This is a genomic window from Exiguobacterium sp. s64 (assembly GCF_018618035.1).
Lineage (GTDB): Bacteria > Bacillota > Bacilli > Exiguobacteriales > Exiguobacteriaceae > Exiguobacterium > Exiguobacterium mexicanum_A.
The window spans coordinates 82,829-106,538 of sequence record NZ_JACSLH010000001.1 but is presented as its reverse complement, the minus strand read 5'-3'; the positions used below and the strand labels follow the sequence as shown (position 1 = coordinate 106,538).

Annotated in this window: 20 protein-coding genes; 7 read left to right on the top strand and 13 right to left on the bottom strand. The window is 44.4% G+C overall.

The features are described from left to right. Position 1 precedes the first annotated feature (1 nt). Entirely contained in the window at positions 2-1,120 is a 1,119-nt protein-coding gene (locus KNP64_RS00545) for a cysteine desulfurase family protein (RefSeq protein WP_214763748.1), read from the top strand. Positions 1,121-1,181: 61 nt separating this feature from the next. On the opposite strand, the gene dptH is transcribed toward KNP64_RS00545, so the two are convergent. Genes dptH through dptF form a run of 3 tightly spaced genes read right to left on the bottom strand, consistent with a single transcriptional unit; the run spans position 1,182 to position 8,941 of the window. Then, complete coding sequence (gene dptH, locus KNP64_RS00540) at positions 1,182-5,219, bottom strand: DNA phosphorothioation-dependent restriction protein DptH (RefSeq protein ID WP_214791699.1); 4,038 nt, start codon at positions 5,217-5,219, stop codon at positions 1,182-1,184. Beyond that, on the bottom strand, positions 5,200-6,609 hold the full coding sequence (gene dptG, locus KNP64_RS00535; RefSeq protein ID WP_214791701.1) for a DNA phosphorothioation-dependent restriction protein DptG: 1,410 nt from the start codon (positions 6,607-6,609) through the stop codon (positions 5,200-5,202). Before dptG ends, dptH begins: the two co-directional genes overlap by 20 nt. Before the next feature lie 22 nt (positions 6,610-6,631). Then, positions 6,632-8,941: a DNA phosphorothioation-dependent restriction protein DptF gene (gene dptF / locus KNP64_RS00530; protein ID WP_214763743.1), complete on the bottom strand. Its 2,310-nt coding sequence runs from the start codon at positions 8,939-8,941 to the stop codon at positions 6,632-6,634. A gap of 121 nt (positions 8,942-9,062) precedes the next feature. Here dptF and KNP64_RS00525 point away from each other — a divergent pair, with 121 nt between their 5' ends. The 4 genes from KNP64_RS00525 to KNP64_RS00510 are packed head-to-tail and all read left to right on the top strand — an operon-like array spanning position 9,063 to position 13,147. Then, positions 9,063-10,451, top strand: a complete 1,389-nt coding sequence (locus KNP64_RS00525; protein WP_214763742.1) for a DNA phosphorothioation system restriction enzyme — start codon at positions 9,063-9,065, stop codon at positions 10,449-10,451. A 20-nt stretch (positions 10,452-10,471) separates the two neighbouring features. Continuing rightward, the gene (locus KNP64_RS00520; RefSeq protein WP_128122838.1) at positions 10,472-10,660 is read left to right on the top strand and encodes a hypothetical protein; all 189 of its coding nucleotides are present in this window, start codon (positions 10,472-10,474) and stop codon (positions 10,658-10,660) included. A gap of 1 nt (position 10,661) precedes the next feature. Further along, positions 10,662-12,680 (top strand): AAA family ATPase, encoded by a 2,019-nt coding sequence (locus tag KNP64_RS00515; protein WP_214763741.1) that lies wholly within the window; start codon positions 10,662-10,664, stop codon positions 12,678-12,680. Then, positions 12,680-13,147: a hypothetical protein gene (locus KNP64_RS00510; RefSeq protein ID WP_214791703.1), complete on the top strand. Its 468-nt coding sequence runs from the start codon at positions 12,680-12,682 to the stop codon at positions 13,145-13,147. Before KNP64_RS00515 ends, KNP64_RS00510 begins: the two co-directional genes overlap by 1 nt. 44 nt (positions 13,148-13,191) lie before the next feature. Here KNP64_RS00510 and KNP64_RS00505 read toward each other — a convergent pair whose 3' ends face one another. The 10 genes from KNP64_RS00505 to zapA all read right to left on the bottom strand — a co-directional run bounded on the left by KNP64_RS00505 (position 13,192) and on the right by zapA (position 21,340). Beyond that, positions 13,192-13,515: a nucleoside triphosphate pyrophosphohydrolase gene (locus tag KNP64_RS00505; RefSeq protein ID WP_214791705.1), complete on the bottom strand. Its 324-nt coding sequence runs from the start codon at positions 13,513-13,515 to the stop codon at positions 13,192-13,194. A 9-nt stretch (positions 13,516-13,524) separates the two neighbouring features. Then, a complete protein-coding gene (locus tag KNP64_RS00500) occupies positions 13,525-13,728 on the bottom strand; it encodes a hypothetical protein (protein WP_034776722.1) in 204 nt (67 codons plus the stop codon). A 76-nt stretch (positions 13,729-13,804) separates the two neighbouring features. Then, complete coding sequence (locus tag KNP64_RS00495; protein ID WP_214791707.1) at positions 13,805-14,617, bottom strand: EcsC family protein; 813 nt, start codon at positions 14,615-14,617, stop codon at positions 13,805-13,807. Positions 14,618-14,909: 292 nt separating this feature from the next. Further along, positions 14,910-15,377: a hypothetical protein gene (locus KNP64_RS00490; protein ID WP_214791710.1), complete on the bottom strand. Its 468-nt coding sequence runs from the start codon at positions 15,375-15,377 to the stop codon at positions 14,910-14,912. A gap of 32 nt (positions 15,378-15,409) precedes the next feature. After that, positions 15,410-15,874, bottom strand: a complete 465-nt coding sequence (locus tag KNP64_RS00485; RefSeq protein ID WP_214791712.1) for a hypothetical protein — start codon at positions 15,872-15,874, stop codon at positions 15,410-15,412. Positions 15,875-16,015: 141 nt separating this feature from the next. Continuing rightward, complete coding sequence (locus tag KNP64_RS00480) at positions 16,016-16,426, bottom strand: DUF350 domain-containing protein (protein WP_240731249.1); 411 nt, start codon at positions 16,424-16,426, stop codon at positions 16,016-16,018. A 13-nt stretch (positions 16,427-16,439) separates the two neighbouring features. Next, positions 16,440-18,794, bottom strand: a complete 2,355-nt coding sequence (locus KNP64_RS00475) for an endonuclease MutS2 (RefSeq protein ID WP_214791714.1) — start codon at positions 18,792-18,794, stop codon at positions 16,440-16,442. After that, the gene (gene polX / locus KNP64_RS00470) at positions 18,795-20,510 is read right to left on the bottom strand and encodes a DNA polymerase/3'-5' exonuclease PolX (protein WP_214791806.1); all 1,716 of its coding nucleotides are present in this window, start codon (positions 20,508-20,510) and stop codon (positions 18,795-18,797) included. Between the two features lie 63 nt (positions 20,511-20,573). Further along, positions 20,574-21,110, bottom strand: a complete 537-nt coding sequence (locus tag KNP64_RS00465) for a CvpA family protein (RefSeq protein ID WP_034776712.1) — start codon at positions 21,108-21,110, stop codon at positions 20,574-20,576. An 8-nt stretch (positions 21,111-21,118) separates the two neighbouring features. Further along, on the bottom strand, positions 21,119-21,340 hold the full coding sequence (gene zapA / locus KNP64_RS14790; protein WP_021066785.1) for a cell division protein ZapA: 222 nt from the start codon (positions 21,338-21,340) through the stop codon (positions 21,119-21,121). Between the two features lie 212 nt (positions 21,341-21,552). Here zapA and KNP64_RS00455 point away from each other — a divergent pair, with 212 nt between their 5' ends. Both KNP64_RS00455 and KNP64_RS00450 read left to right on the top strand, forming a co-directional pair. Then, positions 21,553-22,767, top strand: coding sequence for a dicarboxylate/amino acid:cation symporter (locus KNP64_RS00455; RefSeq protein ID WP_138859807.1), 1,215 nt, complete (start codon positions 21,553-21,555; stop codon positions 22,765-22,767). 86 nt (positions 22,768-22,853) lie between these two features. Continuing rightward, complete coding sequence (locus tag KNP64_RS00450) at positions 22,854-23,699, top strand: GNAT family N-acetyltransferase (protein ID WP_214791717.1); 846 nt, start codon at positions 22,854-22,856, stop codon at positions 23,697-23,699. The last annotated feature ends 11 nt before the right edge of the window (positions 23,700-23,710 follow it).

Here is a 23,710-nt window from a genome sequence, read left to right as displayed (position 1 = left end):
CATGCTATACCTAGACAACAGTTCGACGACACCTGTTTATCCTGAAGTACTTGAAGCGATGCTCCCCTACTTTCTTGAAGAATTCGGAAACCCTTCTAGTAAGTATTACTCGCTCGCAGAGAACTCCAAGAATGCTGTTGAACAGGCTCGAGAACAGTTAAGTAAGTTTTTTAACTGTTCTTCCACAGAGCTCTATTTCACTTCGGGAGCCACAGAAAGTAACAATTGGATTTTAAAAAGTGTGAGTTCTTCTCAACCGAACCATCAAGTGATTACAACGGTAGCCGAACATTCATCTAACTTGGAAATTGCCAAGTATTTGAGTGAACAATTGAAAATTCACGTCGAGTATCTATCTGTTGATCAGTTCGGAAGAATCAATTTCTCTGAATTAGAATCCCTACTAAAAAAACGCCCTACTTCACTCGTTTCAATCATCTGGGGAAATAACGAGTTAGGGTCGTTAAATGACATTCAGAGAGCTTCTGAACTAGCTGCTCAATATGGTGCACTCTTCCACACCGATGCGACACATGTCGTCGGGAAGATGAAAATCAACCTGTCAGAACTGACGAACGTTCATTTCTTATCCGCTTCTGCGCATAAGTTCAACGGTCCAAAAGGTGTCGGCGTAGCTTATGTGCAAAAGGATGAGGATGGTATTCCAAGAAAGTTGACACCCTTAATACACGGTGGTGGCCAAGAACAAGGCGTGCGCGGTGGAACGTTAGCGGTTCCTTTAATCGTAGGAATGGGGAAAGCCGCTGAAATGCATCAGGCATCTTTGTCTAAGAATATTCAAAAATTACAAAAACTTGAACAGCATTTGGTTCAACTTTTATCCCAAAAATTCGGATCGAATATTCGATTCAACAGCGATCATACTGATAAAATACCTGGTATTGTTAATGTTCAATTCGTCGGGATTAACAATGAAGTGCTCGTGAAACAGCTTGCGCCCGTGATGGCTGTCTCTACTGGTTCGGCATGTAGTTCGAGTAAGCCAAGTCATGTGTTACAAGCGATTGGATTAACATTGGACGAAGTGCGATCTTCGATTCGATTCTCGCTATCTTCAAGCATCTCTTTAAAAGATTTAGATATTTTCAAAGAACTTTGAAAGTATTTTGAAAGTATACAAATAAGACCGGCTCAATTGAAAATGAGCCGGTCTTCCTAATTTAAAATTTATTAATTTTAAATGTCTCGAGCATTTCTTCTCTAGGAATATCCTTTTTCCCGTGAACAATTGATTGTCGAATCTCTTCAATCGAATATGAACCACCACTGATTCCATATTGTTCTGGTAAATTGAGCAACAGGATGTCATCCTCGATTCGTTCTACTGACGAAATGGTCTCTTCGGTCTTGAACGACACGACTACACCTTTGTTGAAGTAATCCGCTAATTCGTTAGAGATTTCATAATCGCCTTTCATCAACTTCTCGACGACTGAAAGGCGTACATTCTCAAAATCATAATGTTGATCTTTTTCCTGCCACAAGTTACCCTCGAACAACTTCTTGGCATTCGCTAAGAATAAGTGAGCAAAGAACATCCGATAGTACTGCTGCGAGAATGTAGTCTCTCTCTCCCCAGCACCCAACTCAGTATCGAAAAGTTTTTTCGTCTTTATAACTTGTTCTCGTGCTTTATCTAGTACATTGCTCAAGTTTCTACCGATTTTCACTTCAATCGGATAGAAGTGCATTTTTAATTTGCCTTCTGTCTCTTGAATACCAATCAAGAGTAAGTCGTCTGAGTAGCTTCCTGACTTCCCTAGCGCTTTAACGGTGAACGGTGAACTTGCGTGGTTCAACCCGATTGCTTTTGCCACACGTAAAATTTCCTCTAGAGAGATTGGAACCCAGGTGATGTCGTCGGTTGTGAACATAGCCAACGAATATTTCACAGCGGCCAACAAACTGAATTTTTCTCGACTCTTATGAATATTTCGAGCCGTCTCATTGCTGAGCCCTTGTTGAATCATAGACAGCAGCCATTCACCGTTAATGACGTTGAACGTTTGAATAATCTCTTTGATACTCTCATCTGTATTCAAATCAGGTTTTTCATGGTTTAAATAATCTTTAATAACGGCTTGATATTGCGCTGTTTTTTTCGTAACAGTAATCGCATCATACCGATAAGAAGAAGATTGATCGTTATAGTGAATGATGATTAATTCATTATCTGGGTTTCCTTGCTTAGATGAAAAATATCCAAGGTCAACAGTCGGTTCAATTAACGTGACCCAGTGAGAACTTTCATAGATATTCTGCAACTTATAGCCATCTCTAGCATCAGTAATACTAGCCAGTGCCGTAACACCATGTGCGAATGAACTACTACCGTTGTCCTTCATATGAACGTTCAATTCATTAAATGACTTAGCACAGCGCAAGAGTAAATCATTGTCTTCAATTTCATAGCCGCGAAGTCCAAAGCCCATACTAAATTGACCGTCTTTGATGGTCGGTGCGAGCGTCGAATACAAACCACTCATCGCATTTCCGCTCTTAATGTACTCCATTTTATCGGTAATGACTTGCTCCTCACCACTCATCTTATAGAAACTGATGTGAGCATAATCAAAATCATTAAATTGCTCATTTTGAATATGATAGTGATTGATGAACGATTGAATCTTCTCTGCCACTTCTTGTGGAGAAAGAATAAAGTTTTTGGGAATGAGCGTGTATAAATACTCAAACTGCTCCCAATCGTCTTCCATAAAATCTTTAGCTGCAAATTGATCGAATGCACTTCTGTATCGACCGGAATCACAATAAAGTTTTACTTCAACCGGAATCACTTCATCTTTATTCTTTTCATAACTATCTTTCAGTTGACGGAAAATCCATTCAACAACACCTTTTAATACCATCTCATCATTTTTTATCTCAATCACATTTAAATATAAAGGAGCTCTAACGACTTGATTTGTCTGATAAAAGAGTGAGGTGAAATGGTCTACAAACTGATTTAACTTTTCTTTGACCACTTCTGACAGGAAGCGGTCAGCCTCAGCTACAACAACTTCTTCCTTTACTCGATAAATCATCCATTCCGGTAAATTCGACTGAGCTTCTGCTTTATATGCTTTACCTTCAAACCAAAGGTATGGGGCCAGTGCATCAGCACGTAAACGTTTAAGCACACTTTCCGACACTTCTTCATCCCCAAGTTGAGTGTTCAACTCTAATTGAAACGCAACGTTAACCGGATGGAATGGAGTGAAGTAGACGATTTCCTCTTTTTTGTTAAACAACACACCTAATTTTAAAATCGAGTGACCGACTTCAAATAACCGATCAGCCTCTTGAATCGATTCAATCGCTTTTACATAGGCTTCCACATAATTCAAAGCAACTCGTTTATATTCATCATCCCAAAATGCTAACATCGGGACAGTCTTTTTGATTTTAAAGTGATTTAGGAAGAGATTGTACGCTTCTCTCAACTCATAGAAAGCACCAAACTCCAAATTGACAGGACTGATTACACCTGAAGACAATACAGCTGTTTGCATACTTTGCTCAAGCCATTCCATTTCATACTCTAAAAAATCTTTATATTCATTTTGTGGATAGTAAATTTGGTTCTTTAAAATTAGTTTTCCATCCGTGCCATGGACAATCGAAGAACGCTTCTCACGTTTCTCTTTATACAATCTAATATTTGCGATTGGATGCGGTTTAGAGGCATCAACACTCAGCTTGATATTAATTGGAGTTGATTCTCCAACGCTTAATTGCAAAAATTGATCTTCTTCAAACAAATCTTGATCAAAATGATACGTGATGTTCGGTTCATCATCTACTTTTACCAGTGCTTGCTCTTGATACACAGGCGTTTGTGAACCGTCTCCTAATCGCAGCTCGCCTTCTTTGTTCCCTAAAATCAAATATTCGGTATCGCTTCCTTTTACTCGCTTCACTTCATAAGTTCCAGCGTAGTCTTTAAATACCTCGCTTGAGAATGGAAACACCATGATATTTAACTCTGAATACAGTGTATTTTCATTTTTCACTTTATATTTCACCGTACATTGTGTAGCGCTTTGGGTTTGAGTAGAAGAGAGCGTCACATATAGATTGTTTGTTTTCACACTTGGCGTCACTTCGAGCAATGGATTGCAATACTCAATTTTGACTTGTGATTCTTCCAAACTCTTGCGAACACCTTTTCCTTCAATTACATACTTAGCTCGCAATTTAATTTCTTGTTCGTGAGACGGATTGAAAATCGCGACATAGCGCGTACGTTTTCCAGTCTTAGTCGTTTTGTGTGGACGATCCCAAACGACTACTGACGAATGTTCATTGACGATTGTAATTTCATCAATTTCAAACACTTTATTGTTTTTTTCAGCTTTCAGCTTGATGACATCTTGTAACGTGAGTTCATTCCAATGGTCATGCTTGAGTTTATTGACACCTTGTTCATTGAACTTTTTAGGTAATTGCGTCTCCGTCGTTTCGTTGAAATGACTATCTTGAACAAACTCAAATAAATCTCGGTTTTCACGCAGTCTCTCTCGTATTTCTTTTTTGGAAGATGTCTGCACAAATGATTCGAGCTCTTGGTCATGGAAAAATCGTAACGTTAGAAAATCAGACTTTGAAAGTTCTGATTTTTGCATGAGGGATAAGATTTCTTCAAAATCAAAGAACGAGACACCTTTGAACGAGCTGAATTCTTCTTCAATTTCTTTCAAATGAAAATCAATTACTTCAACTAACGCGCCCTTACGTTCGGCCATCTGTTTTAATTCACTCTTCAGTTCTTCTAGAATTTTTTGTGGGTTCAAAGGCATTCCTTCTTTTTGAAGGTTGGCGCCACCACCATCAATACTGTCGAGCTGTCCATGGTAAATCACAAGGAGTGAGCGGTTCACGCCTTCCCCTTCTTGTTCACTGACCAAGTTGCGAAGCTTAACGAAGAAATCGGGTTGGACGCCTTCGATTTGAGTCGCAATAATCAACTCGCTTTTACCGTAATCAATTGCAATCGTGCGGTATTCAGTAACACCATTGAGCTCGTACTCAAACATTCTTACTCGTTCGCTTGCTTCTTGTTCAAGATAGTCTTTCAAATATTTAACATGACTTTCTTCTTCTAGCTGCAAGTAATATTTGTCTCCAGGTTGCGGAGTGTTTACTAAAAAATGACCGTTTATTTTTTTAGTGACGTACTCATAAAATTGGTTTGACATACTGCGCCTCCCCACTATCGCTCTTCTTATCGATGACGTTTATTTTTTCTAATAATTGTAAGAGTGCTGTTGATGATTCGTTGTCAAAATTGATGCCTCTTTGACTCAAACGCTCCAGCAGCTCTACAAATGTAATTCGATCGTCTTTACAACTAACGGCACACATAAGGATCAGCATTTCTTGGTTCAACGATAATACGTATCCTAGACGTCCTCGACGTTTCGTAAAGTGCGACTTTGCAATGTTCTTGACGTGATCGCCATAACGTGACTGCGCCTCTTTAGGAGTCGTAATTTTCATCGTGTTGAACAATTGTTTAACCGCTTCGTTAAATGTCACACTACGTTTCACTTGATTTTCTAAGCCAGCGTATGTGAGAATCCGTTCACTTTGCAAATCAATATCATTTAAAAATTGATTTTGGTCCGCCTCTTCTAGGGATTCAAAATACTTATAAATCTCATCATAAGTCATGATTTTAGACTTATCTTGCTCTAGTGATTGGTTATGAGAATTACAACTTAACTGTGCCATCGTCAACTCATGTACAAATATATTCTCACTAGCACTATTTAATAATCCCATACCAGAGTTCATCGTCTTCCGTCTTGAAGTAACAGTCGTTTCATGATGAATGGTATAAAACAACTTAGATGGCTGATGCCAATTAGACGTTTCAAAATTATTAATCTTAATTGTCGTCTGGGAAACAACATAGTGTAAGTAGTACTTAAGTAAGTGGTTGATTTCTTTCAAAAAATATTGAGGATGCTGTGCTAAATAAATCAAATCTTCGCCCAGTAATTTTATTGGTAACGAAGAATAAAGAGCATGCTCCACGCTATACTTCTTCTCAGTAAGTTTAGGCAGTAAATTCACAATCATTTTGTCTAACAACGTCTCATTTTGCTCAGACATAAAAATTTGTCTAATCTGTTTGATTTGTTCTTCCTCCAAAGCATGATGTGTCAAGTCTGCTAAAAAAGTCCCTAATTTTTTCTTTGTAGCAGGATTTCCTTGAATGTACATGAACATACTCGGATGAGTAACATTCAATCCACCGTCTCTTTGAAGAAGCAAATCACTGAAAAAGGTATGGATTTCATCTTCGTGTTCAGGTAAACTCTCGACTCGATCCAAGACTCCTTCTAAAAGGTGATCTGTATTGAATGATTTGGCTGATAAATCTTGATTGAGAAGTCTTCTAGAGAACGCTCCGACTTCTTTTTCCCAGTCTGAAAGGGCATTTTTAATTGAATCACTCTTCCCTGTAGTAAAAGGAAGAACTTGATAAAAATTTGAGGTTTGACGTTTTGCTATTTTTTTTCGATCTTTATCTAGCACAATCACTTGTTTCTCATCAAATATTTTTTCTGGTAATAATCTCATCATTTACACCTGCTTTCAGAACTTACAATTTACTGAACACAATTTTTTCTTCACTACTAAATGGATCTGCTTCTTGTTTTAAGACAAATGTTTCTCCCGTTTGAATTACATAAATCAACACTTCTTCATTGTTTGAATTATATGTGCGGATGGCATTTGCAAATTCGCTGAATCGAATCGCATCATCAAAATCAATCTTGGATGGTTGGTAACCTTGATCAATTTTCGTAATCAAATTGAACATTTTATAATCGATTTCAAGTTTGATTCTTTGTTTATTTTCACCTACTGCGAACTGAATAAATAATGAGTTGCGGAACTGAACGACTTGTTCTTCATTCTTCGCCACCATGCTGATTGGATCTAACGTAAAGCTGACCGGTTTTGCAATGCGATAACGTTTTGAAACTTTTGCACTTGTGTCAAATAGATATTTCTTTTGGTCTTTTTTGAAACCAAACCATAGCATGAGCGCATTTTCAAATTTCTCATAAAGTGATTTGAGATCATATCTTTGTCCTGTGTAATAGGCATACAGATATTTTGAAAATGTCTCAATCGTTGTTTGAGAAATATTCATCTCTCGAGGGTTAGATAGATAAAGTAACCGCAACAACGATTGCGTATGTTCGGTGACAAGTGCTCGATCCAATAAATCAAGTTGATACGTTTGTCTAGTCGACTCATCGAACCTAGAAACGAAACCACTTACGTCAGCTTCAAGATTAATTTGAAGGATGATTTGATCAATTTCTTGAGAACGATAAGCAATTGGATCCTCATTTCTTAACATGACGGAAATCGGAGAATCATTTTGACTCGTAAATAGCTTTTGATGAAGACCATGAATTAGTAACGTTTCAAGTACAATTTTCTGTTTACTAATGTTTGACCAATTTCCTGGAACCATTACTTCATAAATTAAATTGAAAAATTGACGCATCGATAAAACCGCTTTTTCCTTCAAGAGAGAACGGGCGATCAGATTCACAAGGTTGCGCCGTGCATTCAAATTGTTCATGAGTAAAAAGTTACGATGTACGATGGAGTCAATGCCTTGCCTCATGTCCTCCTCATATGCCAAATAAAATGGATTGTCATCGTTTTGGTCGAACATCTTCGATAAAATTTGCATTAAGAAGTTCGACTCCACTCCACCTTTAGTGAGTTCGTACATTGGATAGTCCGAAAAACTAACCATTGAAAAACACTCATGCTCCGAAGCTTGAGAAATTTCATTCTCAAAGATTCCTGATTGTTCGACGTATGCGATCAACTCGTTAAATGTATTTTCACTGTCCAATGAGTTCACATAATCATACAAAAACTTATGTAATACACCTAAGTTTATAGCCAAAACAAACTCATCTGAGCCTTCCGTCAATCGTTGGTCTGAAAATGGAATGAGCTTCTCAAATAAGGTTTCCATCGCTGTCTTATGAGGAGAAAGACTTTCCGTCGCATCATTCCAAATTTTATTTTTGTATCGGTTCATCAATTCAGGCTCAGCAGATTGTAGATGTGATAGGATATGTGACTTTCCATCACCTACACTTCCAATCAAGAGTGTTAATCGTTTTTGCTCAGGCTGCTGTAAAAGCTGAACTAATTTTTTCTCAATTGGTCGTTCAACGTGTAGATACTGCTTTAGAGAACTTAATGGAAGTTCGGCACTTTCAACTGCCTCTTTTGAAGACTCGTTCAGCCTTGATAAAAGATTATACAAATAACTCTCATTTCCACTCTCAACCTGAGGTATAAATTCATATAATTTATTTTTTTCAGTTGCTTGTGAGTCATTTCCGGCGGAAGAACTCTCCCCTTTGTTACTCACATTTAAAGCTTTAATTTTAGCCTCAAGCTGTTCTTCCAAAATCTTTAAAATATCATCATGACCCCGACTACCATTTTTTTCTGCTGGATGTGTGGGTGGCGCATATTTTGGAATGGCTGGCGGATTTGCATAGTTAAGAACGTACGACTCTACGATGTCATATAGCTTTGACCATATTTGAGGTAAGATTTCATGAGCTTCTTTGGTAAACAATTCATGAGCTGCACTATTTCCATTTTTACGAATGTAATGAAGATCCGATGCAATTTCACGATTTATAATCCCTTCTGACTGAAGTAATCGTATATTATCATTTAAGTTATATGTATTATGTAAATCATTTACCTTTATCCAATCATTCACAATAACTTCAATCATTTTTCTTGCGTTTAGTAATGCAAATTCTGTTTCCTTCGAATAATATTTGTCCTCTATAATCTGCGCCAATTCTTCGGCTTTTGGATTAATGGGTTTTAGAAATGAGAAAAAATATTCCATGTCATTCATTCCTTTCAATCAACCTTAATAACTTTTTTATTAACTATATCCTTTATTATATCTATAATAAGAGTATATGGTAGGTTTTACCTACTTCTATATATGATAAAGGAGCTATAATATGGATTCAACCACTCAATTCCCTTCTTTACCTACATGGTTTATGCCTCGAGACTATCAACTTGAAGCAATCTCCAAATGGCGAGCCAATAATTATCACGGTCTATTAGAGATGGCTACCGGTACTGGGAAAACCCTTACGGCTCTTACTGCTATCACAAAACGAGTGGAAGAGACTGGGCGACTGGCCGTCATCATTTTATGCCCTTACCAGCACTTAGTAGATCAATGGGCAAAGGATGCAAGAGCCTTTGGCATGGATCCAATTCTATGTTACGGTTCAAAGTCCCAATGGAGCACTACTCTTTCAGGAAAAATCACGCAATATAATTTTAAAATCAAAAACTTCATGTGCGTCATTACTACCAACAGTACATTCAAAAATGATCATTTCCAGGCTCAACTTAGTAGAATTTCAGATGCTGGCATGCTTGTCGCCGATGAAGCACACAACTTGGGTACTAAACAATCGTTACAGTCTCTCCCAACACAATTTAAAAATCGACTAGCTCTCAGTGCTACGCCGATTCGACATCATGATGAAATTGGAACCGAGCAACTGCTAAATTATTTTGGTGGATCAATATATCAGTTTACTTTGGAAGAGGCCATTCAAAAAGGGTTTTTGACGAAGTATTATTATTATCCTCATTTGGTGTCCCTTACTGAAGAAGAGCTTGAAATTTATCATGAGCTTACAAATAAAATCTCAAAATTGATTAATCTTTCTGAGGACAAATCAATCGAATCTTCCGGAAGTGACACTGGAATGTTGGAAATGCTATTAATTAAGCGAGCCCGTTTAATTAATGCGGCGCAAGAAAAAGATATATTGTTGAAACAGCAACTTAGTACCCAAGATAACCTAACTCATACCATTGTGTATTGTGGTGATCATTCTAAGGAAGATCAACGTCATGTCGATCATATTGCTCAATTCTTAAACGACAATTTGAGGATTGTAGCTAAAACCTTCACTTCGACTGAAACAAAAGAACTTCGGCAGGAGCTCTTAAAAGATTTTTCAGAGAACACCATTCAGGCGCTTGTTGCCATTCGTTGTTTGGATGAAGGCGTAGACGTCCCTTCTGCTGAGACCGCTTACATTTTAGCGAGCACGACTAATCCTAAGGAGTTTATCCAACGCCGCGGAAGAATATTAAGAAAACACCCGGGAAAAGAGTACGCCTACATTCACGACTATATCGTTATTCCACGCCCCTTGTCAGAAATTGACTTGCTGACTGACAAAGAGTTTAACATTGAAAGACGACTTTTAATGAATGAACTGAAACGAGTTAATGAATTTGCATCAATATCTGAAAACCATTATCAAGCACTTCGTGTCTTAACTCCAATTAAAGAAGCATTTAATTTAGTCGATCTATAACGAACTATGAGGTGAATTCAATGAATCCGAACCAATCATCTAATGAACAAGATGTGTATGCATTATTAAACAATCTAACAGAAATAGAACAACAAATTCTTCAAAATATTATTCGATTAGAAAAAGACTACTTAGACAAAGAAGGATCATTTACCGCTGCACAACTGCCCGATGAATTCTCAAAACTCATTAAAAAGGAGTACATCTGACATGATTCTTAAGCAAATCGTCATTGAAAATTTTCGTCAGTATTATGGCCAGAATGAAATTGAATTTGCTCACGGATCAGGAAAAAATGTTACTGTCATCCATGGAGAAAATGGTAGTGGTAAAACGGCACTATTGACCGCATTAATTTGGGGGTTTTATGGCCGAGAACTCAAACTACCGAACCCTGAGTCTATTTTTAATAACAAAGCCATTCATGAAAGCACAAATCATCAAGAAGATTTAAGTACATCAGTTCGAATTAGATTCGAACACAACGACTACGAATATGACCTTCGTCGGCTTCTACATGCAAAATATGATGACGAGACAAACGTACTCAATCTCCCAAAAAATAAGACTGTGAATCAAAAAGTTGAACTTACTAAGCGTAATATTGCTACAAATCAATCAACAAAAATTAGAGATATTGCTTATGAAATTAATCGAATTTTACCATACAAACTCCATACGTTCTTTTTCTTCGATGGAGAGCGGATGGACCACTTAGGAAAGAAAGAGGCTTATTCTGAAATTCGAGACTCCATCAAACGAATGATGGGATTAGAACTATTTGATAATTCAATTGAGCATCTAAGTAAAACCATCGTGAAGTTACGTGACGAAGTATCAAAAAACGTAAAAAGTGAATTGAGCGAGAAATACTTGCGAATCAATCAACTTGAAGAAGACAAAGTAAAAAAGAAACATCAGTTAGCTGAAACAAAACAAGAACTGTCAGCCGCTCAAAACGAATTAAAAAGCATCGAGAATGCGCTTCGAAATGGAGAGGAGACTAGAACTTTTCAAACAACTCGGGACCATCTGGTTGAATCCATTACCGAAACGAAGAATGCATTTGATGACAAACTAAAAGAACTAAGAACTCAGTTGTCCAATTCCGGGTACCTTGCTTTCTCGAAGTTACCAATCAAGAGATTCCAGCGGATCGCCCGCACAGATCAGCGAGATACAATTGAGAAGTTGATTCATCCCGAGCTGATTCCATCTTTACTTTCAAATGGAAAATGTCTTTGTGGACATGAACTCGAATCAGCCTCTATTTCAACATTAGAAAAAGTACAAAATGAAGTGTTGGATTTATCAACATCGAAAAACGAAATGGATCATCTTTATTTTCAGTTAAGCGGTTGGGAAGTTGCTAGAACACATTTTTACTCAGAAATAAAACGATTGATTAGCGAGCGCGAAGAATTGCGAGCAACACTTCAAACATTTGAAGAGGAATTACGAGAAATTGAAGAGCGGATGAAGACGAGTTCACGCAATATCGAAAACTCTAGCAATTTAATTGAAAAAGAGTCAGCAGTCCGAACTGCTATTGTTAAAGCTGAGACACAAATTGACGATTTAATCCGTTCCATTGATGAACTTTCAAAAGAAGAAGAGCTTTTGAATAAAGAAGTAAGTAAATTAACTAAGGCCGAAGAGCGACAACTCAAACTTCAACTTGCTCTGGAGTCTGCGACTAAAGTAAAGGATACTTTGGTCGGTCTATTAAAATTAAGAGAATCTCAAGTTAAATCTGAATTAGAAGAGAAAATTAAGTTAACCTATTCGCAGTTGTTAAGAAAAGATTATCCGATTTCATTGACCGATAATTACGAGTTACTTGTGTCTGATGTGAATGGAGGAAATATCGGGCTGTCTCAAGGTGAATCTCAAATCACAAGCTTGGCTTTTATCGGAGCTATTGTAGATTTAACGCGGGAATATAAAGATAAAGAAAAAGGTCATGCTTTAGATGAAGATTTAAAGCTCGGAAACATTTTCCCCCTCGTCATGGATTCTCCGTTTGGAGCACTTGATGCCGATCATCGTTCTCGGGTAGCTACGAATCTTCCTAAATTATCTGATCAAGTAGTTGTAATCGTATCTACCTCGCAATGGCGTGGCGAAGTAGACGAAGCGATTAATCACCGGGTAGGTAAATCTTATAAACTTCTCAATCACACGAATGAAGTTTCAGGAGAATATACTGAAATTGCGGAGGTAATGTAATGGCAAAGCGATCAGTTCGTCGTGATAGCACACAAGATCATATGTACACGGCGTTAAGAGAAGATGCTCAATTGTTTGAGACATACAAAGACACATTTATGGCAGCGTTATTGTTTGGCTACAGTAACGAGCGTAGAAAGAAAATTAAAGCCGGTCCAGAAATTTTGCTAGGAATTTTTTCAGAACAAGATTTACAGTTCATGAAATTAATTATGCATCTAGAAGACGCATTTGAAAGCTTTTCAGTGGATCACGATGCAAGTGATGACACAGAAGATGCTCCTCTTGATAACTTTGAAATCATTGAGGAGTATGCAGCTGGTGGACTGGATATGCTTTACAAAAAGCTAGAAGTATTCTTGACCGACCCTGAAACTGCTCAAAATGCATATCTAGATTTGATGAATGAATATGAGAATCGAGAGTTTCACACTGAAGATTTAGTTAAAGAATTGCCATTTAATTAAAAGACAGCCTGCAAACTCATTACTAGTTTGCAGGCTGTAACTTTTCACTCTAGAACTTCCTCCAAAAAAAATCCCTTCTCAAATCCACCTTTCCGTTCCCGCTTCTCGGCACGAATCGCATTCATCTCTTCAAACGAAGCCCCATGCATCTTCCCTAGTTCATACGCGAGTTCAAGGATATCTGCCAGCTCTTCAAGGCACTCCTCATCAATATTCGCATCTTCATACTCTTTTAATTCTTCATATAGCTTCAGTCGTGCTTGTTCGAAATGTTCGGCCTGATTCAAGTGCTTGACGATGACCTGCTTCCCTTCTGCTTGAATCAGTTCAGGCACACGGTCTCGAACCAACTTGTTATGCTTCCCCATAGCTACCCCCTACTCTACAATCTCAAACGCCTTCACATACACGACATGGTCAAGAAAGATGATCCACTCATCCTCGAACTGAACGAATCCGTCCGTCGCATGACGGAACGATTGATAAATCGATTCGAGCGCCGCATAGCGACTCTCCGCTTCCACCACTTGCGTCAACACCTCATCATTGATCATATGGAATTCAATTTCATACGATTTCATGTCGTCTCCTCCGTTACACTCATGATGTCCTTCTACCGCTCGTCACCGTCTGCCAGACTTATTTTCATCTCCTTGCTTACACACTCCCTTGCAAAATCCCGAAATCTTTCTCAGTCATGTTCGGAATTTCTTGTTTCATCTCTTTGATACTCGCTACAAGTTCCTCATCAGAGAGATCCATGCTTTCTTCAAGTGCTGTCAGTAGTCTATTCCCCATTTGATGCATGGATGAATACGTGATCCAACCTGAAATCACGCCGCCAGCGATCGGAATCACTTTAGAGATCCCTTGCGCGAAAGATTTTCTCGTCATCTTCAATCCGATGTAGCTTCCCATCTTCTTAAGAATCGGATAATAGATGGTCTGCATCATTGCTCGATTCGGAATTTTCTTCAATGCTTGTTTGGATAATTGAGAAGACAACACTTTAATGGTGGCCGTCGCTCCACCTACACCAAACATGACACCGAGAAACAAAATCAATTCTCCGCTCACTCGATTGACATCTAAGCCATTCTCACTCCAAAAATCTTCATATCCATAGATATAACCAATTTCTTGAGCCACTCGAAGCGCTACACCAAAGAATTGAGCCGTGTCCGCTGGAACAGTGGCCGCCATGACCACCCCACCAGGTAACCCCGCGGCAAACGAAGCCGATGAACTTTTCATCGTTCGATTCAAAATGGTCTTCTTCGCGACTCGTCGAATCAACTTTTTTGAAACGTTTGATTGAACCGGTCCTTTTTCAAGGATGTCGGCTAATTGTTTCGCGGTCACGTGCTTACTAAAACTTTTTGCTAAAAACTCTGTTCGATCTACTTTCACCCCTGGTAATTTCACGACATTGATCACTAACTGCTCGAAAAATTTTGCTCCATTCAACATGTTTACCTTTCATCCCCTTCTCTAGTCCTCATCATTTGAATTTTACTCAGCTATATACTGTTTCCTTTAAGCTCGTCTAGAGAAACATTTCAGCTTAGATTGATCGCTTTCTTAACAGTTGATTTTTTCACCAACTAAAAACCAAAAAAACCTCACCACGCATTACATCACATAGCTGAGTTTAGGGCTGTGAGATGTACTCGGTTAGATTGAGGCTTTTGAATACGTCGATGTAGATGCTGAAAACGTGTATCACATCATCTGCATACACGTTTTCATATTATTTAGTCATTCATTTTGGCTCATATCGAAAGTCTGACACGTTTGCGTTTGTTCGCGAGTAGAGCGACTCCATCGAAAATCGACTTGGGCGGCTCGTGCCTCCACCGTATAAGGCCTCGATGGTTTGATCGATATACGCGTTTTCAGCTTCTAAATATTCGACAATGAGGTCTTTGAACTGAACGGCCGAGGAATCCTCATGTTGCAAGCCCTCCAGTTCGGTCGAGTATATGTCGTTGTCTGCTTGCATGCCCTGCAACTCTTTAACCGCTCCGGATATGGCAACGACATCGGTCGGAACACTCGATAGCGTGAGCATCTTGATTTGATGGTCGCGTGCTGACGAAATGATTGAACCGGCATCGAAATGAATAACGGGTCTGTCGTCAATCGTTTCAACCGTGTCCGTTCCTCCGCAACCGGTTAAAGCAAGCATTGCTCCTGCGAACAGAGCGACGGATAAGAGTAACTTCTTCATCATCGACCCTCCTCCGCATCTGCTAGATTTTCTTAAGAAAGTTCATCTGTGGTTTCGACCACAACCCCTGTATCCCCGGCTTTCCCCAAGTCGATGACGGTCGGGTCTTCGTACGCCAAGACGTGAAACTCTTGTTCAAACGTCCGAATCACATAATGGGATAGTTCGCCTCGGTACGTGTTGACACGTTCTGTCCCCATGTTCTCTGCAGCAAATCGTGTGAATCGGGACGTCTTCAGTTTCACGATTGGGCAGGCATTGCGTAGCCCATCTTCATGCATACTGTGGTCCTCGATCGTCCCAAGAAATACCGCATATTGCTCAAAACGGATACTGATTCGGTCGCGTTCCGCGTCCCACGTCAGCAACATCGTCGGATCATTTGCCCCGAAAAACGTCCACTCAAGTGGATAATAGGTGACGCCCTTCATCTGGAACGACTCCGTCTCGAGCACATAGTCTTCCGTCGTCATCAAAAAGTTCAAATCGATTGCCACACTTGTCTCCCCCTTTCAAAAAAAGCGACGTCCGAAAACGTCGCTTTCCCTCAATAAAAGATAAACCACAGTGCCGCTGCCACTAAAAACAGGCCGGCTCCGATGAAGAGAATCTTCGCTAGTCTCTCATATACCATGTCTTCACCTCACCAACGCCGCGCCGACGACGAGCGAGACCCCAATCGAGAGCAGGAACGCCATCAGTCCGACAGCGATATTCCCTTTCCCGATCTCCTCGTTCACTTTGAGCGACGGCGTCAAAAATTCGAATAACCAATACGTCGTCAAGAGAAGGAAGAAGCCGAAGCTCCCCCCGACCAACACATCCATCGTTTGGTCGTGATGGCTCTCGACGACACGGAAGATGTTGGCGAGACCGACGATTTTCCCGCCGGTCGCGAGTGCGACGGCGATGTTTCCTTTTTGAATCTCGCGCCAATTGCTGTACGGTGTCGTCACCTCGAAGACGGCGAGACCGACGACAATCATGAGTCCGGCGATTGAATACAGACCGAGCGATTCAAGCAATACACCAAACGTTACGTTCCCCATTATCATCATACCCTCACTTCAGTTCGACGACCGTGACTCCGAGTCCGCCTTCCCCCATCCCACCGGGGCGCTGACTCTTCACGTGACGATGTCCTTTTAGGTACTCTTGTGTCGCCTGTCGCATCGCACCGGTCCCGAGACCATGGATGATACGGACGTTGTCATACCCGGACACGAGCGCCTCGTCGATATATTTGTCGAGGCGGGAAAGCCCTTCTTCGACCCGGACGCCGCGCAGGTCGAGCTCCGACTTCGTCGAGCTCTGACGCTTGAGCGAGCTGCCTTTCGACTGGAGCGACTGCTCTTTCGATGGGCCGATCTTCTGAAGGTCGTCCGCTTTGACGTTCACTTTCATGATCCCGACTTGGACGTTGTACTCGTTGTCGTTCAATTGCTTCACGATATAGCCCTTTTGGTTGAACGTCGTCACTTTCACTTCTTCGCCTTTACTGAACGTACGTTTCTGTTGCGCTTTTTGTTTCACTTTTTGGATCTTTTTCTCTTGGAGCGTCGGTTTCGCCGATTCAAGCTGTTTCTTCGCGGCGATGATCTCGTGCTCTTTGACGATCCCTTCTGCGCGTAGCTTCTTCAAACGGTCGATGACTTCGTTCGCCTGGCGCTTCGCCTGTTCGACGGCCTTCTCGGCACGGGCCTCGGCTTCGCCGTACATCGTGTCGCGCTCGCGCTCGAAATCGGTCAGCTTCGCCTCGAACGCCGCCTGCTCTTCTTCAAGGTCGTGGCGTTTGACGATGAGTTCTTTCTCGAGCTGTTCGGCGCGTTGCTTGGCCGCCTCGAGCTCGTTGATCATCGATTCGACCGATTCGGCGTCGGTACCGATGTGGCTCCGTGCCTTGTCGATGACTTGTTCCGATAAGCCGAGACGTCGACTGATCTCGAACGCGTTCGAACGGCCCGGTACGCCAATCAACAGGCGATACGTCGGGCTGAGTGATTCGATATCGAACTCCATCGAGGCGTTCATGACGCCTTCGCGATTATAGGCGTAAGCTTTCAGTTCCGAGTAATGCGTCGTCGCCGCCACACGGGCGCCGCGTCGTTTCACTTCGTCGAGGATGGCGATGGCAAGGGCTGCCCCTTCTTGCGGGTCGGTCCCGGCACCGAGCTCATCGAACAGGACGAGTGACATGAAGTCGATCTTGTCGAGCATGCTGACGATGTTCGTCATGTGCGAGCTGAACGTCGACAAGCTCTGCTCGATTGACTGCTCATCCCCGATGTCGGCATAGATGGCGTCAAAGACGGACAGCTCCGTCCCGAACTCGGCCGGTACGTACAGACCTGACTGCACCATCAGTTGGAGCAATCCGAGCGTCTTGAGCGTCACCGTCTTACCGCCGGTGTTCGGTCCGGTGATGACGAGCGACGTGAACGCCTCACCGAGCTCGACCGTGATCGGCACGACCTCATCTTGCGGGATGAACGGGTGACGCGCCTGTTTCAACTTGATCTCGCGTTCGTCGTTCAATTTCGGCTCCGTCGCTTTGAGCTGATGGCCGTAGGCGACTTTCGCGAACACGAAGTCGAGCGTGGCGAGCACGTCGAGATTGATTACGACCGAATCGGCGACACCGCCGACGAGGTTCGACAGTTCGCTCAAGATGCGGTCGATCTCGGCGCGCTCTTTCAGGCGGACTTCTTGAATCTCGTTGTTAATCGACACGATCGCCTGTGGCTCGATGAAGAGCGTCTGGCCCGATGCCGATTGGTCGTGGACGATCCCGCCGAACGCTTGGCGGTACTCCATCTTGACCGGGACGACGTAACGGTCGTTCCGGATCGTGACGATGGCGTCTGACAGCATCTTCGCGTTGTTGCGGAGGATGTTGTCGATCCGTGAGCGGACGCTGCCTTCAAAGCTACGGAGCTGGGTCCGGAGACCACGGAGACGGTCGCTTGCTGAATCTTGGACCGTGCCTTGGTCGTCGATGGCGTGACGGATCGACTGTTCGACCTCGATCAGCTTCGTCAAACGCTCGGCATACTCGTCGAGGCGCGGGATGTGGAGGTCTTCATTGTCTTCATGAAGCTTCTCGAAGAAGTTCTTCACTTGGCGACCGCTGTACATGACGGCGGCGACGGCGAGCAGTTCGCTCGTCGACAGGACCGAGCCGATGGCGGCCCGTTTCACTTCACTGCGGACATCGGTCAGCCCGCCGAGCGGGAGACGATCCCGAAGACGGACGACCTCGGTCGCCTCACGAGTGACGTTCAAGTTCGACAATACCCGGTCGTACGTATAGTCGGGCTGCATATTGAGCGCCCGTTCTTTCCCGAGCGAGCTCGCGGCGTGGGCGGCGAGCTGCTGGCGTAGTTTTTCATATTCTAAAACGCGTAACGCGTGATCCATCTAGCATGTTCCTTTCTGTCGCTTCGCGTCGATGAACGCCTTGGCGTCCTCGAACGAGAGGCAGTTGATGATGTCTGACGGTTCGAGATAGGCTTTCCGGGCGTGCAGGACGCCGAGTGCCATATCTTCCATCATATCAGGGTGGTGCGTGTCGGTGTTGATCATCAGTTTGACGCCGGCCGCCTTCGCTTTCTTCAGCGTCGAGGCCGTCAAATCGAGCCGGTTCGGGTTCGCGTTCAACTCGAGCGCCGTCCCCGTCTCTTTGGCGAGGGCGATCAAGCGCTCCTCATCGATCGGATAGCCGTCACGGCGCCCGATGAGGCGACCGGTCGGATGGGCGATGACGTTGACGTACGGCGAGCGGCAGGCGTTCTCGAGCCGGGCCATGATCTCGTCGACGGACTGGTCCATCTTTGAGTGAATCGAGGCGACGACGTAGTCGAGCGTCGCCAAGAACTCGGGCTCATAGTCGAGCGTCCCGTCCGGGCGGATGTCCATCTCGACACCGCGTAGGACGTGCATGTCGTGTTTCTTCGCGGCCTCAAGGATTTCTTCCCCTTGCGCCTCGAGCCGTTCCTCGGTCAATCCGTTGACGAACGACATGTATTTGCCGTGGTCGGTGATGGCGATCCACTCGTAGCCGCGCGCTTTCATCGCCGCGACGAGCTCGTCGACCGTCAGCTTCCCGTCCGACCAGACCGTGTGCATATGGGCGTCGGCCTTGATGTCCTCGAGCGTCACGAGCTTCGAGATGTCGTGTTCGAACTCAAGATTCCCTGCCCGGAGCTCTGGCGGGATGAACGGCAGACCGTATCGCTCGAACAGCTCGGCTTCCGTCTCTGGTTGCCAGAGGCCGTCCGCCGTCTCGACGCCATATTCGGAGATCGACTCACCCTTCGCCTTGGCGAGCTGGCGCATGCGGACGTTGTGGTCTTTCGAGCCGGTGAAGTGATGGAGCGTCGCAGCGAAGGCGCCCGGTTCGACCATGCGGAAGTCGACCGACACCATCTCCTCGCGCTCAAGGACGAGCGACACTTTTGTCTCGCCGGCCGCGATGACCTCGTTGATGAACGGGAGGGCGAGCAGCTTATCGCGGAGGGCGACAGGTTCCTCGGTCGCGATGATGAAGTCGAGGTCTTTACACGTCTCCTCGGCACGGCGGAAACTGCCTCCGACCGAATGGCGCAAGACGAGCGGCTCGGCTTCGAGCACCATCTCAATCTCTTCGACGACCGGACGCATCATGGCGTACGCCAAACGTTCCGGACGTGACTCGAGGTTCCGTGCCGCCGTGAGCAACTTCTCGACGCTCTTGGCCCCGAATCCCGGCAGGCTCGCGGCCGTGCCGTCCTCTAACACGGTAATGAGTGTCTCGAGGTCGACGACGCCGATTTCACGGAGCTTGGCGAGCTTCTTGCCGCCGAGCCCTTGGATTTTGAGCAGTTTCATGAGACCGTATGGGATCTCTTCTTGGAGTGACTCGAGCACTTCGCTCCGCCCCGTGTCTCGCCACTCTTGCAGGACGGCGGCCGTCCCTTTGCCGATCCCAGAGATTGTCGTCAAATCCTCGATGTCCTCGAGCTCGAGCTCCGTGTTCTCGAGCGCCGTCGCGGCTTTCCGGAAGGCGTTGATTTTGAACGGGTTCTCCCCTTTAATCTCCATATATTGCGCGATTTTTTCTAACAGCATCATCGCTTCAACTTTATTCATTGAAATTCCCCCTTTTCCATACAGAAAAGGCCGAGACACAAGCACTAGCTTGCATTCCGGCCTGTCGTGTTACAACATCTTATTCGAGAACCATTCTGAGAGGTATGGCGTGTCTTGAATGATGTACGTCGCGAGCGACGAGTTATCGACCGCACTTTGGACGCTTGCCATCGGTACGAAGGCGATGACCCACAAAATGAAGAACGTGATCACATACGCCTCGAAGAAACCGAGGACGGCACCGATGATGCCTTTCAATTGGCGCAAGATCGGCAAGTCCGTCAAGAAGTCGAGCATCGATAGAATGAGATGCAAGACAAGTTTCGTGATGACGAACAAGACGACGAACCAAAAGACGTTATAAAATGTCATCTCGAGCCCCGTGAGCGCGTTTAAATCGATGACACCTTTCGGAAGCGTTCCATCGAGTTGCGACGGATACGGAATCCAAAGCTTGAACGCTTCGGCGAGATCACGGTAGTATGCATTGGCGACGAGGAAACTGATGATGAGCGCGACCCAATGGCCGAGCTGCAAGATCGCCCCGCGACGGAACCCGTTAACGATTCCGATGAACAAGAAAAACAGTATAAGTAGAGTAACCATAAAGTGATTTATTCTCCCGTATTTCGTTTAGTTTTGACGTGATCGCTCGCGATTTGGATAGCGGCGAGCACCGCTGCCTGACGAGCGTCTAGATGAGGGGACTGTTCACGAATCTCACGGATTTTGCTATCGACCAGAAAGCCCACTTCCCTCACATGATCGGCCGGCTCTTCGCTGACGATCGTATAGTCTTGACCCGCGATATGAATTGTTGTTCGTTGTACCTGCACGCGTCACCCCTCCTTATACGTCTATTCAAAATTAATCATAACATCGTTTGTATATTAGGAAAAGAAGAAGGTCCCTCCCTTTTCCACTCCAACATTTTGTGATACCCTATTTCAAAGTTGTCAAACGTCAATCTTCGTTGAAAAATGAAAGATAGGGTGGCAACACCGCATGAAATGTGCGAAAATAGCAACAATTCAAACATTTAGAGAGGATGATTTATTTGAAATTACGCATTGGCCTTCTAGGTCGCATCATCATCGCTATCGCATTCGGGATTCTACTCGGTAGCATCGTACCAGAAAGCCAGAACTGGATTGTCCGGACGTTCGTCACGTTCAACACGGTCTTTGGACAGTTCCTAGGCTTCGCCATCCCACTCATCATTCTCGCCTTCATCATTCCAGGAATCGGGGAACTTGGAAAAGGCGCTGGGAAATTGGTCGGTTTGACGGCACTAATCGCATACGTATCGACAATCGCTGCCGGGACGCTCGCCTACTTCGCGACGAGCAACCTGTTCCCACAAATTTTGACACGTAACAACGCGTCAGCTGAAAGCCCGGAGGAAGCGCTCTTAAAAGGCTTCATGGAATTCGAGATCCCACCGGTATTCGGCGTTATGACGGCGCTCATTCTCGCATTCGTCATCGGCATCGGGATTGCCGCCATCGAAAGCAAGCGCTCGCTCGACCTAGCCATGGATTTCCGCGATATCATTGAACTACTCATCAGCAAAGTCATCATTCCACTATTACCGATTCACATCGCCGGAATTTTCATGAACATGACGTATGCCGGACAAGTCGCTGAGATTCTCTCGGTGTTCTCGCTCGTCTTCGTCACAATCATCGTCCTACACTTGACGATGCTCTTGATTCAATACTCAATCGCAGGGGGTCTCAACAAAGAGAACCCGCTTCGCCTCTTGAAGACGATGATGCCGGCTTACTTCACGGCCATCGGGACACAGTCGTCAGCGGCGACAATCCCGGTCACGCTTCGCCAAGCGAAAGCGAACAACACGGACGAGGGCGTCGCCAACTTCGTCGTCCCGCTCTGTGCGACGATCCACTTGTCAGGGTCGACCATCACGCTCACATCGGTCGGTGTCGCCCTCATGTACTTGAACGGCATGCCGATGTCTTACGCGATCGTGCTTCCGTTCATCCTCGCCCTCGGCGTCACGATGATCGCGGCACCAGGCGTACCAGGTGGAGCCGTTATGGCCTCACTCGGTTTGTTCGGTTCAATCCTCGGGTTCGATGCGACGATGCAAAGTCTCGTCATCGCTCTCTATTTGGCACAAGATAGCTTCGGCACGGCGACGAACGTCACGGGAGACGGGGCCATCGCCAAGATCGTTCACTACTTCAAACGCAACACGAAACTCCTCGACGACGCCAAAGCGCGCGAAGAGATCGCATAATACGCTCCAAAATTTGATAGAATGAGGAAAACGGGCAGGCCACGCGGTTTGCCCGTTTTTCATACATACGAAGAAAGGGTGTTTACATGGAACTGATTCGTTGGAACGACCTATCCGGATTTGAAGAACGTGTCATGCCCCACCTGCTCGAACATGAGGCCGAGAACAGCTTGATGATTGGCGTGCTCGATGCCATCAAGCAAGGCCGATACGAGTCGTATCATCAACTGACCGTCGAAGATGACGGTGATGTGCTCGCGATCCTGCAAGTGACGCCGCCCCATCCGCTCAACTATGTGCTCGTTACGCCCGAGCGAGAGGATGACGTCCTTCGTCTGCTCGTGCCTGAACTATTAAATGGTGATATCCCATTCACCGAGGTCGTCTCGCAAGCTGATCTAGCGATGAATTTCTACACGCTCTGGTACATCCTGACGGCGCGAGAGCCGAAAGTCTTCATGGAGCAAGGTCTGTATCGTCTTGATCACGTCAACGACATCCCGCTGTCGGAAGGGTCGATGCGACGGGCGACCGAGGACGATGAGACGTTCCTCGTAAAGGCGTATAACGCGTTTGAAAAAGAAACCGGTTTGCCGGTCTCGTCGAAGGCAAACGCGACACAAAAAATTGCGACGATGCTCGAGAATCAAGAAGTGTACGTCTGGGAAGTCGACGGCAAGGTCGTTTCCTGCGCGAAGAAATCGCGTGAGACCGCGAACGGCGTCACCGTCTCGTTCGTCTACACACCGAAAGCGCTGCGCAAGCGCGGCTATGCCCGTTCGCTCGTCGCCGAGCTGAGCCGGGAGCTCTTGACGTCGAAACAATATTGTACGCTCTATACAGATTTGAGCAACCCGACATCGAACAAGATTTACAAAGAAGTCGGCTATCAAAAAATCTTCACTTCAGCGTGGATTCGATTGCCTAGCTGATTCGTGTCGCC